Raw genomic sequence first — 14,196 nt, 5'->3', positions numbered from 1 at the left:
AAATCAGCCCGCTTGCGGTGAATGGGTCCACCACAACTGCCAATTAGTAAGCAAAATCCATTTCAAAGACTACAAATTATTCACAAATTCATAATATTAAATTGCAAACAATTTTGTGCATATGCAGCATAAATTCAATAAAGCCCACAAATGCGACACATCATGCCACTTTGTTGCAGATTACCAACGACAGTGAATAAGTGCTTAACTGATAAAATTTATGAAATTTCCTAGTAATAAATACGTACAAATCGTCAGAAATAACCCAAATTCAATGTAGCTAAATTACTACATACATCAGTGTCAATATGTAGTGAAAACACTACATAAAATGCGTTTGACCGTAAATGTCACAGAAATTAACAATGTCCCTGCTTTTGCGGTGGACAAGTCGGGCAAGAGACGCCGGTTGCCAACGCAAACCTAAGTAGCAAAACAACAAAGCGAGACAATTGGAGATAGACAAGATGCAAAACAAATACATTGCTATGGCCGTACTGGCTGCCTGCGCCGGTTATGCCCATGCTGATGAAGGCGTAACCATTTCCGGTTTTGTCCGTGCCGGCGTTCTGCAGTACAACGGTGCAGCAAACAGTTCCTGGGGTTACACCACCAACCCGGCTGCCGTTTCCACCACCAATGTGGCCGGTCGTGGCCAGATCAACTTCAATGGTGAAGAAAACCTCGGCAATGGCCTGAGCGCTATCTTCCAGGTGAATAACCGTTTCTCGCCGACCGGTAGCGGCTACGATGAAATGGGCAAACAAGCCAACACCTTTGCCAGCGACGATAGCTTTGTTGGCTTGAAGGGTAGCTTTGGTATGATCCGTGCCGGCAAGGGTACCGGCAACGTGGAAGACGGCAAGTTCGATTACAGCGTATGGGCTGGCCCGGACAACCACCTGGGCTGGTATGGCGGCGTAACCGGCAACAACATGGTCCGTTACGATCTGCCGGGCAATCTGGGCGGCTTCTACGGTGGCGTGCAGTTCTCCACTGATGAAAACAAGACCACCAGCAATAGCGGTACCAATCGCTACTCCGTGCTGGCCGGTTTCAGCGGCAGCAACTGGACGGTTTCTGCCAACTATGGTGCCTCCAGCAATACCACCAATAGCAATGCCAACAACACCAGCCAGCTGGGTAGCAATCGCCAGCTGCACCTGACCGCCAACTACAAGCCGATTGATGCGCTGGAACTGGCTGTGGAATATCAGCGTAACAAGCTGGCCGATGACAGCGTGATCAACGCTACCTCGCTGTATGCCTACTACACCATCGGCAATACCCAGCTGGGCCTGCAAACCGGGGTACGCAAGGACAATTCTCCGGCGCTGGTGCAAGGCACGGAGAAGTACGTCAACCTGCTGGTGCATTACAGCCTGAGTAAGCACACCATGGCTTATATCGAGCTGTCGCATGACAAGCCGCAAGCCGGTGGCAGCGCCCGTAATGGCGAGCTGATCGGTCTGTCCAAGAGTTTCTAAGCCCTTCGCAAGTCAGTTGATCCTTCTCAAGCCTGCCATCGTGCAGGCTTATTTTTTTGCAGTTGGCCTGGTCTGCTAGAATTTGAGCGCAAGTAAGCGGGTGTCAGCGCAATGGATTGTGCTTATTGTTCCCTCATTCCACACCCGGAGTAACAGACCATGGCTTCCACTTCTTCCTCACCAGAGCTGCCGGATGAGCTGGCGGATGCGCGTTGGCAAGATGTGATGACACGCAACCCGCAGGCTGACGGGCAGTTTGTCTATGCCGTGCGGACAACCGGTATTTACTGCCGGGCTACCTGCCCCTCACGCTTGCCCAAACGGGAAAACGTGCTGTTTTTTGCCAACGGGGAGGATGCAAGAGCAGCAGGCTACCGCGCCTGCCTGCGCTGCACACCGGATGAAACCAGCCTCTTCCAGCGGCAGGCAGACATCATTACCTCCGCTTGCCACTACCTGGCACAGGCCGAGGAAACGCCCACCCTGCAGCAGCTGGCAGAGAGAGCCGGCATCAGTCCGTTTCACTTCCATCGCGTATTCAAACGTATTACTGGCCTGACGCCCCATGCCTACGCCATGGCCTTGCGACACCAGCGCTTGCAACAGCAGCTGCCAAATGCTTGCACCATTACCCATGCCATTCTTGATGCCGGTTATCAGTCCAGCAGCCGCTTTTATGCACAGGCCAATCAAAGGCTGGGCATGACCGCCAGCGAACGCCGGGCGGGCGCGCCGCGTAGCATCATCCACTTTGCCATCGCCCAGTGCAGCCTGGGGGCCATTCTGTTGGCGCAAAGCCAGCTGGGTATTTGTGCCATTTTGCTGGGGGATGATCCGGCGTTATTGCTGAAGCAATTGCAGGATCAGTTTCCCAAGGCCGACTTGCGCGGTGACGAACAGGCATTCGAACAGCAGATGGCTGCCGTGATCAGCCTGATCGACCAACCACAGCTGGGCCTGGACTTGCCTCTGGATATTCGCGGTACCGCTTTCCAGCAGCGCGTGTGGCAGGCCTTACGTGATATTCCACCGGGCCAGACCATGAGCTATGCCGAACTGGCTGCCAGGATTGGCCAGCCATCCGCCGTGCGTGCCGTTGCGCGGGCTTGTGCGGCCAATACGCTGGCTGTGGCCATTCCCTGCCACCGGGTGATTCGCCAGGATGGTAGCTTGTCCGGCTATCGTTGGGGTCTGGAACGTAAGCAGTCATTATTGCAGCGCGAACGCGATGCCACAGAAGGAAGGGACAATGCAGACTGATCTGTTTGGCGATGCCAGCCTGTTCCCCTCACAACAGCAGCTGGCAGAAGGCGTCTGCCTGCTTTCCGGGCAGGCCAACTCCATGATGCCCGCCATCTGGCAGGCTGTGGAAGACGTCTTGCGGCAAGCACCCTTGCGGCAGATGCAAACACCGGGTGGACACACCATGTCGGTGGCGATGAGTAATTGCGGTGAATTGGGCTGGATCAGCGATCGCCATGGTTATCGCTACAGCAGGCTGGACCCGCAAAGCGGCCAGCCATGGCCCACCATGCCGGAGGTTTTGCAGGAACGGGCCCGCATCTGGGCAGCCGAAGCCGGATTTGACAACTTTGTCAGCAATGCCTGTCTGATCAACTGCTATCAGGCAGGTAGCAAGATGTCCTTGCATCAGGACCGGGATGAACGCGACTTCGCGCACCCCATCCTTACCTTGTCACTTGGCTTGCCCGCCCGCTTCATGCTGGGCGGCCTGCAACGGCAAGACCCCTACCGTAAACTGTTGCTACAACATGGCGATGTACTGGTTTTTGGCGGGCCTGCACGTTTGTGTTTCCACGGCATCATGCCCCTGGCCGATGGAGATCATGCCTTGCTGGGCAAGCGACGCATCAGCCTGACCTTTCGCCGAGCCTGAGCCGGTACATCAATGAAAAAGCCCGCCGAAGCGGGCTTTGACAAGATGGGTACAGCCATTACTGATGGCGACGCAATACCAGGCTGGCATTGCTGCCACCGAAAGCAAACGAGTTGCTGATGGCTGCGGCCAGCTCGGGAGCTGCCACCCCCTGGCCCAGCACATGTTGCACCCGACAGTTTTCATCCAGTTGCTGACAATGTGCAGTCGGCGGAATCTGGCGATGGTACAAGGCCAGCGCGGTGATGGCGGTTTCCAGCCCGCCGGTGGCACCCAGCAAGTGACCATGCATGGACTTGGTGGCACTCACGCGCAGGCCCGGCGTGTTCTCACCCCAGATGGACTGCAAGGCTTCGCATTCCACCACGTCCCCCACTTGCGTGGCCGTACCGTGGCTGTTGCAGTAGCCGATGGCCTCCGGCGCAAGGCCGGCATCTGCCAGCGCAGCTCGCATGGTGCGCACCTGTCCGGCGACATCAGGCTTGGTGATGTGCGTCGCATCACTGCGGCAGGCATAGCCATCCAGCGTGGCATAGATGCGAGCGCCACGAGCCAAGGCATCATCCAGCCGCTCCAGCACCAGAAAGGCAGCGCCTTCCGCCAGTACCAGCCCACTGCGCGTCTTGTCATAGGGACGGCAGGCCTGCTCGGGGTGTTCTCCATCCGGATTGGCCAGCACCTGCATGGACTGCCAGCCATTGATGATGCCGGGCAGCAACATGGCTTCAGCACCACCGGCAATGGCCTGACGGATTTCGCCATGGCGAATGGCACGCATGGCTTCACCCAGCGCAATGGCAGAAGAAGCACAAGCGACCGAATAATTGACCGCAGGACCGGTAATGCCAAAACGCATGCTGATATGCCCGGCTGGCGCATTGGCCATGCTGGCAATCACCGACAGGGGAGATACGCGGGTGTGGGTCTGGTAGAAGTTCTGGAAGCCCTTGTCCAGGGCAGTACTGCCACCCATGGCACAACCGACATAGACACCAACCTGCTCTTTGTCTTCCGGCAATTGCAAGGCGGCATCATCCAGCGCCTGGGTGGCTGCGGCCACCGCCATCTGGCTGACCCGGTCCACACCGGAGAGCTGCAGGCGGGTAAACCAGTTGGCCGGATCAAAATCCACCGCACCAACCACCGCAGGCTTGCACCCGGTTTGTTCCGTTTCCCACCGGCGAATGCCTGAGGTCCCCGACATCAGCTTGTCAAAGACCAGATCAAGCTGATTGCCCAGCGGCGAAATCAGGCCAATACCGGTGATGGCTACCGCCTGCGTCATTGGGCGGTACTCTTGTAGCGGTCTACCAGGTCGGCCAGTTCCTGCAGGTTGGCGACATGCGCCTCTTCTTCAGGAATGGAGACCGAGAAATGTTCTTCAATCGCAAACAGCAATTCAATTTGTCCGAGAGAGTCCAGGCCGTATTCACTCAGCGCACGTTCGGCCTGAATTTCTTCGGCTTTCACGCCGAACTTTTCCACAATCAACTGCTTGATCTGCTCAATAGTGTTCATCACATTGCCTTGCCCGCACCGCCCGGCATCTGGGCAGTGCTTGGGGTTATATTTTCTGTCGAACGCCATTGTATGCCGCAGTCCGATGGAAATTTATGGTGTTTGTTGTCTAGTTTTATGCCAGTTGTTGACAAGAACCGTCTGCCACGCGCTTCCCGTCATCACAAGACGCTACTATAAGCGAATTACAGAAATTTACACGACCATGAAAAAAGCCAGCAAGGAATGCTGGCTTGCTCACCGCCTGGCTGTTTAAGACTCAGACGGCTTCCACATCATTGTGCACATCGCTTTCGCGCAGCACCTCCTGCGCCCATACCACCGAGTCGATGTAGTAGCGGCAGGTATGTTCCACCTCGAAATTCAACACCTTGCACAGGGCATTGATACGCTGGTCATCACCTTGTTCGCAGGCCAGTGCCAGCGCCAGATAGGGGCTGAACATACCCTTGTTTTCCACCACGGCGTCCCGCACCGTGGGAGGCAACTCCAGGGGATCCAGCACATCCGGGAAGGGTTGGTTCAGCAGCACATCCAGCAAGGAGAACATCCCGGTCAGGAACAGATGCTCGGCCTCCAGCTTGTTGCCACGATAGGCCCCCAGCCGTTCCAGAAAACGGGCACGGATCAGCGATTTTTCCAGCAATGCCAGCGCTGTTCCATCTTCCTTCTTGGCGGTGAACAACAGCATGGACAGCCATTTGAACAGCGTTTCCCTGCCCAGTAGCAACAGGGTTTCCTCGATGGTTTGTACCTTGCGGGCCAGACCGTTCACCGGGGAGTTGATGAAACGCAGCAGCTTGAACAACAGCACCGAATCCAGCTTGAACTGGGCCTCCAGTTCGCGCGGTTCGGCATTGGCACGCAGCATGCGCATGATTTGCAGCACACGGGTCTGGTTGCTATCCACCTTGCCGCTTTCCAGGCTGCGAACCGTGGCGATGAACGGACCATGGAACAGGGCGAAACGGTTACTGCCCGGTGCGCGCAAGCAGATGTCCAGATCCTCGGCGGTACCGACATTGCGGGCCATCCAGCGGGCGTTGGGGTAGCGACGCGGCAACTGGTCCAGAATGGGTGCCAGCACCCTGGTGGACGGTGCGGCGAAGTCCAGCAGCATGAAATCCATGCGGTTGAACAGTTCCGGTTGCAAGCGCTCCGCCAGTACCTGGCTGTCGAAGGCGGCCGGCTCCACGGCAAAGCGCAGGCCCTTGCTGCGCAGGTCGTCCAGAATCGGCATCACCTCTACTGTCACCGCCTGACCCGGATCCGGCTCCAGCACGAAAATCACGCTTTTGGCCGGCATCTGCAGCAACAAAGGCTCGGTCAGGGAGCTGATGGAGATATGTACCAGGGCGCGACGATAGGCCAGCAGGCGGAATACTTCCATATTCTGCAGGGTGGTCAGCATCAGGCGATCGAAGTCCTGTTGCTTGCCCCCTTTTGCCGCAGCCCCGGATTTGACGAAAAACTCGTAAGCCACCACGCGATGTTGTCGGTCCATCACCGGCTGGTGCGTGACAAAGCCAAGGGTGGGAGGCAGCTGTTCGATCAGTTCCGGCTCAGCGCTGGGCTTGACCGGCGAGGCTTCCAGCTCTTTTTCGACAGCAGCAATCTCGTCGTCGGGACTGTCTTCATTTTTTTTCAGTCGACCGGCCAAACCGCCAATCAGGTTCTTCAACATGGTGTGCTCTCTCTTGGTGCCAGGCTGTCAGACAGGCTTTATCCCAGTTTAGCTGATCCGCCCCGGAATTTTGGGGGTATCCACTACCACATCGCCACATTGGGCACGATGGCGCAAGGCATGATCCATCAGCACCAGGGCCAGCATGGCTTCGGCGATGGGCGTGGCCCGAATGCCGACGCAGGGGTCGTGACGACCATGGGTTTCCATCAGTATCGGATTGCCTTGCTTGTCGATAGAACGGCGCGGCTGGGCAATGGAGGATGTCGGCTTGATGGCAATGGATACTTCGATATCCTGACCGGTAGAAATGCCACCCAGAATGCCACCAGCGTGATTGCTGGCAAAGCCTTGCGGTGTCAATTCATCACCGTGCTCGCTACCACGCTGGGTTACGCAGCTAAAACCAGCACCGATTTCAACACCCTTGACCGCATTGATGTTCATCATGGCATAGGCGATGTCAGCATCCAGTCGATCGAACACCGGCTCACCCCAGCCAACAGGGACGTTCTCGGCCACCACCCGCAAGCGAGCCCCTACCGAATCCAGGCTCTTGCGTATGCTGTCCATATAGTTTTCCAGCTGCGGCACCACGCTTTCATCCGCAGCGAAGAAAGGATTATTGTTGACCACATCCCAGCTCTGGAACGGAATGTCCACTTCGCCGATCTGGGTCATGTGACCGCGCACCACCATGCCGTAACGCTCTTTCAGCCATTTTTTGGCAATAGCACCGGCTGCTACACGCACCGCGGTTTCCCGGGCGCTGGAGCGACCGCCGCCGCGCGGGTCGCGCACACCGTATTTATGCCAGTAAGTATAGTCGGCATGACCGGGACGGAAGGTTTCCGCGATATTGCCGTAGTCCTTGGAGCGCTGGTCGGTATTGCGAATCAGCAAGGCAATCGGTGTACCGGTGGTTTTGCCCTCAAACACACCAGAGAGGATTTCAACGGTATCGGGCTCGCGTCGCTGGGTGACATGACGGCTGGTACCTGGTTTGCGGCGGTCCAGCTCCAGCTGGATTTCCTCGGCACTGATGGCCAGGCCGGGCGGGCAGCCATCCACCACACAGCCAATGGCCGGTCCGTGGCTCTCGCCAAAAGAGGTAACAGTAAACAGCAGCCCCATGGTGTTGCCTGACATCTTGATTCGTCCCTTGTCATTTCATCCGGTTTTGGCTGATTCTAGCACGGCAATACCACAGCAAGATGGTCAGGCTTATATCCGCGGCCTGCGGCGGAACCATCCGGTCACCGACAAGCGTTGTTGGGTGGCCGGCAGGACTTCATGCCAGAAACGGTCAGACAGGAACAACACCAGCGTGCCGGCAGTGGGCGCAATGTCCAGCGACTGGCTGCATGCATCGTCCAGATAAAGCCGGATCTGCCCACCGGCATCATCTGGCCAGCCTTCGTTCAGATACAGCACAGCAGTCAGGGCGCGGGCATCATCGTCGCGGAATCGATCCAGATGCTTCTTGTAAAAGCTGCCGGGCGGATAGACGGCGAAATGCGATTCCAGGTCTTCCAGTCCCATATAGAAGGCCTGATTGACGGCCTGGCGCACCTGATCCAGCGTGGAAAAATAATGCCGGATAGCGGGTGCGGTATCAGCGGGCTCAAGCCACAGTACCGAGTCTGAGCGAATTTCGCTGCGCCGTCCTTGCTGTTCGCCCCGCCCCACAGCGGCCTCATGAAAGCTGCCGGCTTGCCATTGTTCCAGGCAGCACTGCTGCAACTGGCGGATGGCCTCGCCGCTGAACAGGGTGTGATCCACCACCCAACCGTGTTCGGCCAGCTGGTCGATAATGGTATCCAGCTTGCCTTCTTCGATCACTGATTCTTGATTCATGCGCACATTCTCCACTAGAGCGCGCTGTTCTACCACAGCGTCTTGACAAGTGGAATGATCTTCATCAGTTGTGGTCGATTACCTGATCATGACGCCCTGCCAGCCACTCAAGAACCAGCGGAAAGTGATCGGCCGGTGCGTCCGGATGGGTGAGCAAAGAAACATGATCGTAGTCATGCCAATGACCGGTGGACCGCGCCAGCAGCCTGAAGCGCGACAAATGCGGACCAGACTCGCCGCGGAACCGGCGAACATCGTCGGGATGGCCACGACAAGGATCGTTCTGCGCAGCAAAGTACAGGGCTGGCGGCAAGGAGACATGACGTGCTGCCGCGCCATAATCAAAACCATCGTCGCTATCAATCCAGGGGCGCTGTTGTGCCCAGCGCTTGCTTTGCCGATGGCTCTTTTCGGTTTCGTCATCAGCCCCCAGCCCCAGACGGGCTGCTGGCAGATAGCCCACCGCGCGGATGATCCAGCGCGCCAGCACATTCCACAGCAGATCCACCTCCAGCCATTTGCGCCAGTTTCGCACGGCAATACTGCGCTTGCTGCCAAAGTACACCAGCGAAGCAACCTGGGAACACAAGCGTGGATGGCGCAGCAGACAGCTGCTCATGTGCACGCCACCCCAGGAGTGTGCCATCCAGTGCACGGCGACGTCGCCCTTGATACTGCGGATGGCGGCCTGCAAGGCTGGCAGGTCGCGGCAGATGATTTCTGTTTGGCCATGCCGGCTGGCCGCATTGATTTTGGGCGTGCTGCGGCCACGGCCACGCAGGTCGGCGACAAACACGTCATAGCCCGCCGCTGCCAGAAACGGCGCCAGCCCCCTGCCCTTGTCGCTGTAAAAAATGCGACCATTGGCCATGACGCCATGAACCAGCAACACCGGCTCTCCCTTGCCTGCCCGGGAAATGCGCCGCATGTATAACTGTTCACCATCGTCCAGCGTCAGGTAGTGATCTTGCTGTGTGATTTCCGTCATCGCCATCCTGGCCAGAATAAAGTCAAACAGTCGTATGATCCAAACAAGCACCTCACAGGTCAATATTCCTGCCTGCTGAAAATGAAAAAGGGCCGCTTGCGCGACCCTTTTGCTGCATGTCTGTCAACAACCATCAACCAGTTCAGGCCTTCAGGTTCTTGTAGACAATTTCGTAGACATCCTTGGACAGCGGGCTGGCCAGCATGCGCTCCAGCTCGGCCTTCATCAGTGCCTGGCGTACCGGCTCCAGCTTCTTCCAGCGGTTGAAAGCACGCACGATGCGGCTGGCCACTTGCGGGTTGATGGCATCCAGCGCCAGTACCTGATCCGCCAGGAAGCGATAGCCACTGCCGTCTTGTGCATGGAAGTGCGCCATATTGTTGCCGAAGGTGGCAATCAGGGCGCGTGCCTTGTTGGGGTTTTTCAGGCTGAATGCCGGGTGCTCCATGGCGGCACGCACATGACTGAGCGTACCTTCCAGCTGGCTGGACGCCACCAGCATGAAGAACTTGTCCATGACCAGTGCATCGCGCTGCCAGCGGGCGGCAAAGGCGGTATAGCACTCGTCCCTCTCTTCGCCGTCATGGTCGCGCAAGGCCAGCATGGCCCCCATCTGGTCGGACATATTGTCCGCCTCCAGTACCTGCTTGCGTGCCGCTTCGGCCGGCCAGGCCACGTTCAGCCGGGTCAGCATCTGCAAGGCGCGGTTTTTCAGGTCACGCTTGCCGGCATCTTCGGGCTTGTACTCACGGGTCTGGTTCAGCTGGTAGGCCTCGTGCCATTCGCCACGCAATGCTTCTGCCAACTGGTCCAGCACAAAGTCACGCACCTGATGGATGACGGTAGGGTCGGCGACATCCACCATTTCCAGGATTTCCGCTTCCGACGGCAGGCCGAGCATCAGGGCGCGCAAGGCCGGGTCAGCCGCGTGATCCTTCAGCACGGCGCGGAAGGCGGCAACAAAGGTTTCCGGCAGCACCAGCGCCCGCCCGGCAGCCTGGGCTGCAATCAACTGGCGAAACAGCCGCTCGGCCAGGGTCTGGCCCGCTTCCCAACGGCAGAAGCTGTCGCTGTCGTTGGCCATCAGAAAGGCAAGCTGATCGTCACGCCAGTCGTATTCCAGCTTCACCGGGGCGGAAAAACCGCGCAGCAGGGACGGCACCGGCTCTTCCGGCACATTGATGAAAACAAAGGTTTGCTCGTCCTGTTTGACATCCAGCACGCGCGTTCCGGGACGTGCCTCATCCTCACCTTCCAGCTGGAGCGGCAGATCCTGGCCATTCGCTCCCACCAGGCCCAGGGCCAGCGGGATATGCAGGGCTTGCGGTGCAGGCTGGCCAGCCACAATGCGGCAGGACTGCTTGACCGTAAGGGCATAGCGCTGCGCGGCGGCATCATAAGCGCTGCTGACTTGCAGCAGCGGGGTTCCGGCCTGGCTGTACCACAAGGCAAACTGCTCCAGATCCACCCCGTTGGCGTCGGCCATGGCTGCACGGAAGTCGTCGCAGGTCACTGCCTGGCCATCGTGGCGCTTGAAGTACAGATCCATGCCCTTGCGGAAGCCTTCTTCGCCCAGCAGGGTGTGATACATGCGGACGACTTCTGCCCCTTTTTCATACACCGTCATGGTGTAGAAATTGTTCATCTCAATATAGGAGTCAGGGCGAATCGGGTGCGCGGTCGGGCCAGCATCTTCCGGGAATTGCAAGGCACGCAGGCTTTTGACATCGTCAATGCGCTTGACGGCACGGCTGCCCAGATCGGAACTGAACTCCTGATCGCGGAATACGGTGAGCCCTTCCTTGAGCGAGAGCTGGAACCAGTCGCGGCAGGTCACGCGGTTGCCGGTCCAGTTATGGAAATACTCGTGCGCGATGATGGCTTCCACGCGCTGGAATTCGGCATCGGTACGGGTGTCCTTGCGCGCCAGCACGGCCGATGTATTGAAAATATTGAGGCCCTTGTTTTCCATGGCGCCCATATTGAAGTCGCTGACCGCCACGATCATGTAGATGTCCAGGTCGTATTCCAGCCCGAAACGCTGCTCATCCCATTTCATCGCCCGCTTGACGGCACCCATGCCGAAGGCAACCTTGTCCTGATCGGCAGGTTCGGTCCAGATTTCCAGCGTCACTTCCCGGCCACGCACGGTGGTGAACTTGTCACGCGCAGCCACCAGCTTGCCCGCCACCAGTGCAAACAGGTAGGAAGGCTTGCGGTAGGGGTCCACCCACTTCACCCAGTGACGCTTTTTGTCCAGCATGCCCTCGCCCACCTTGTTGCCATTGGACAGCAGCACCGGATATTTCTGCTTGTCGGCCACAATGGTGGTGGTGAACTTGGCCATCACGTCCGGACGGTCCATGTAGAAGGTGATCTTGCGGAAACCTTCCGGCTCGCACTGGGTAAACAGATTGCCATTGGACGCATACAGGCCCATCAGGCTGGTATTGGAGGCAGGGTCGAGTTCGGTTTCCAGCTCCAGGATGAAGCTGTCGGGTACGCCGGGAATCAGCAAGCCTTCTGCGTTCAACTGGTAGGCATCCGCAGACAGGCGCTCACCATCAAGCGTGACCGATCGCAAGGTGGCCGTTCCGTCCAGCCACAGATCGGCTGGCGCAGCAGATTGCTGGTTACGCTTGATCACCAGTCGCGAATGGACTCGCGTTTGCGCTTCCTCTATATCGAACTTCAAATCCACCCTGTCCACCAGATAGGCCGGGACGGCATAGTCTTTCAGATAGTTCACTTGAGGCTGCTGCGCCATGTTCTTCTCTCTAATTTTCAGGTCGTTGCCGGTTGGTGCCGGTCTGAGTCATGAACCGGGCAGGATCGCCACCCAGATTCGCTTTACTGTTTGAACCATCATGTCCGTCGCGCCATGGCACTCAGCCCTGTGGCCACGGACCAGTCTTTTCCTGCAGTTGCAAACGGCAGGTCATCTGCGGCTGGGCTTGCAGACATACTTCACGCACCAGAAGTTCATCGCGCCGGAACAGATGCAGGGTGATGCTCTCCCCCACACGATAACGGCTCAGCATCTTGTCCAGGTCGCTTGCCTTCAGCCCATCCACCGCCAGCAGGATATCCCCGCCGGCAAGTCCAGCCTCTTGCGCTGCGCCGCCATCGTAAACATGGGTCAGGCGCAAACCTGCCGGGTCCGCTTGTGTCTTCACACCCAGGCTGGCCTTGGGTTTTCGCTGCGGTGCCGGCAGGCCGATGCCACCGGCATCGCCGGCATGATCCGCGTAGTCCCAGTTCATGTCTACCCCCTGGGACAATAACAGCTGCGGCAGGGGCAGATCAGTGGTGGAGCGCAGCGCCTGATCGAAGAAGTCTTGCAAGGAGAAACCAGCCACCTGCTGGGCGATTTCTTCCCATTCCTGCTCGGCCAGTCCCTTGCCATCAGCCAGCCATTTTGTCCACAAGGCACGCATGATGTCGTCCAGCGTCGTCACCCCCTGGCTGCGTTCACGCAGGGTCAGGTCCAGTGCCAGGGCAGCCAGCGCGCCCTTGGTGTAATAGCTGACAATGCTGTTCGGACTGTTTTCGTCTTGCCGGTAGTATTTGATCCAGGCATCAAAGCTGGACTCCTCCAGCGTTTGCTTCAACCGGCCTGCACCGCGCTGTACACCGCTGATGGTCTGGGCCAGCAGGCCAAGATAGCGCTTGCTGTCGATCAGACCGCAACGCAACAGGGTCAAATCATCATAGTAGGAAGTGATGCCCTCGAACGCCCACAGCAAACGGGTATAGCCTTCACTGCGCAAGTCATAGGGGCTGAAGGCAGCCGGCTTGATACGCTTCACATTCCAGCTGTGGAAATACTCATGACTGATCAGACCCAACAGTTTCAGATAACCGTCGGAGATTTCGGTCTGGTCGAAGGCTGGCAAATCATCACGATTGGCCACCAGCGCCGTGGATGCCCGGTGCTCCAGCCCGCCGTAGATGTCCTTGCCCACATAAAGCATGAATACATAACGCTCGAACGGTGCTGGCGTGCCGAACAGGCGGATCTGGTATTCGCAGATTTTCTTGGTATCACGTGCCAGGCGCTTCAAGTCGCCACGGAATCGTCCTGACACCACAAACTGATGCGGCACACCGCAAGCCTTGAAGCTCACCGTATGGAAATCGCCCAACTCCACCGGATGGTCCAGCAATTCGTCGTAATTGGCGGCACGGTACAGCCCGAAGCCGCTTTTCTTCACCTTAACCGCGGGCAAGGCAGTCGCCACCTTCCAGTCCGCATGGGCCTTGCCCTTGGCAGGCCGGATTTCCACCTCGCATGCCTCATGCTCACGGCCGGCAACGGACAGGAACACACTGCTGGCATTGAAGAAACCGCGTGAGTCGTCCAGATAAGCGCCACGCACCGACAGGTCATAGGCATACACTAGGTAGACCAGTGTCAGGCTGCTGCTTACCGGGTCCGCCTGCCAGCTGTGTTTGTCCAGCTTGCGCAGCCCAACACTTTTACCAGCGCTACTGGCTTGAATACTGACAATATGGCGGGAAAACTCTCGGATCAGATAACTACCCGGAATCCAGGCAGGCAAGGAAAACACCTGTCCGCCGCTGGCCGGCTTGTCAAGCTGCAGCGTAATTTCGAAACAATGGGTTTCCGGCGAGCACGGACGAATGGAGTAACGGACGGCTTTGGTCATGATCTGCCCAGGAAAGGATAGAAAACGGCAGATTCTAGCACCCGCATCGCAACAGGGGGGCTGCCGATCACGATTTGACTTAAGTCAAGGGCTTG

Annotated in this window: 11 protein-coding genes; 3 read left to right on the top strand and 8 right to left on the bottom strand. The window is 57.8% G+C overall.

Annotated features, from left to right (window positions below; all coding sequences use genetic code 11):
- Positions 1–467: 467 nt before the first annotated feature.
- From ACE3SE_RS08770 to alkB, 3 genes are all read left to right on the top strand, one after another.
- Positions 468–1,487 (top strand): porin, encoded by a 1,020-nt coding sequence (locus ACE3SE_RS08770; protein ID WP_374554685.1) that lies wholly within the window; start codon positions 468–470, stop codon positions 1,485–1,487.
- Positions 1,488–1,646: 159 nt separating this feature from the next.
- On the top strand, positions 1,647–2,747 hold the full coding sequence (gene ada, locus ACE3SE_RS08765; RefSeq protein ID WP_374554683.1) for a bifunctional DNA-binding transcriptional regulator/O6-methylguanine-DNA methyltransferase Ada: 1,101 nt from the start codon (positions 1,647–1,649) through the stop codon (positions 2,745–2,747).
- The gene (alkB, locus tag ACE3SE_RS08760; protein ID WP_374554681.1) at positions 2,737–3,384 is read left to right on the top strand and encodes a DNA oxidative demethylase AlkB; all 648 of its coding nucleotides are present in this window, start codon (positions 2,737–2,739) and stop codon (positions 3,382–3,384) included. Before ada ends, alkB begins: the two co-directional genes overlap by 11 nt.
- A gap of 58 nt (positions 3,385–3,442) precedes the next feature.
- On the opposite strand, the gene ACE3SE_RS08755 is transcribed toward alkB, so the two are convergent.
- The 8 genes from ACE3SE_RS08755 to ACE3SE_RS08720 all read right to left on the bottom strand — a co-directional run bounded on the left by ACE3SE_RS08755 (position 3,443) and on the right by ACE3SE_RS08720 (position 14,101).
- Positions 3,443–4,669 (bottom strand): beta-ketoacyl-[acyl-carrier-protein] synthase family protein, encoded by a 1,227-nt coding sequence (locus ACE3SE_RS08755; RefSeq protein ID WP_374554679.1) that lies wholly within the window; start codon positions 4,667–4,669, stop codon positions 3,443–3,445.
- A complete protein-coding gene (locus tag ACE3SE_RS08750) occupies positions 4,666–4,902 on the bottom strand; it encodes an acyl carrier protein (RefSeq protein WP_045845640.1) in 237 nt (78 codons plus the stop codon). Before ACE3SE_RS08750 ends, ACE3SE_RS08755 begins: the two co-directional genes overlap by 4 nt.
- A 259-nt stretch (positions 4,903–5,161) precedes the next feature.
- The gene (locus ACE3SE_RS08745) at positions 5,162–6,586 is read right to left on the bottom strand and encodes an EAL and HDOD domain-containing protein (RefSeq protein WP_045845639.1); all 1,425 of its coding nucleotides are present in this window, start codon (positions 6,584–6,586) and stop codon (positions 5,162–5,164) included.
- Between the two features lie 48 nt (positions 6,587–6,634).
- Positions 6,635–7,735, bottom strand: a complete 1,101-nt coding sequence (aroC, locus tag ACE3SE_RS08740; protein ID WP_374554676.1) for a chorismate synthase — start codon at positions 7,733–7,735, stop codon at positions 6,635–6,637.
- 75 nt (positions 7,736–7,810) lie between these two features.
- A complete protein-coding gene (locus ACE3SE_RS08735) occupies positions 7,811–8,443 on the bottom strand; it encodes a 2OG-Fe(II) oxygenase (RefSeq protein ID WP_374554674.1) in 633 nt (210 codons plus the stop codon).
- Between the two features lie 64 nt (positions 8,444–8,507).
- The gene (locus ACE3SE_RS08730) at positions 8,508–9,431 is read right to left on the bottom strand and encodes an alpha/beta hydrolase family protein (RefSeq protein ID WP_374554672.1); all 924 of its coding nucleotides are present in this window, start codon (positions 9,429–9,431) and stop codon (positions 8,508–8,510) included.
- Positions 9,432–9,573: 142 nt separating this feature from the next.
- Positions 9,574–12,198 (bottom strand): aminopeptidase N, encoded by a 2,625-nt coding sequence (pepN, locus tag ACE3SE_RS08725; protein ID WP_374554670.1) that lies wholly within the window; start codon positions 12,196–12,198, stop codon positions 9,574–9,576.
- A gap of 121 nt (positions 12,199–12,319) precedes the next feature.
- Entirely contained in the window at positions 12,320–14,101 is a 1,782-nt protein-coding gene (locus tag ACE3SE_RS08720; protein ID WP_374554668.1) for a M61 family metallopeptidase, read from the bottom strand.
- Positions 14,102–14,196 lie beyond the last annotated feature (95 nt).

It is taken from the genome of Aquitalea pelogenes (assembly GCF_041914625.1).
Classification (GTDB): Bacteria; Pseudomonadota; Gammaproteobacteria; order Burkholderiales; family Chromobacteriaceae; genus Aquitalea; species Aquitalea pelogenes.
Note: the sequence above shows the minus strand (reverse complement) of the source record. Positions and strands in the feature narration are given on the sequence as shown.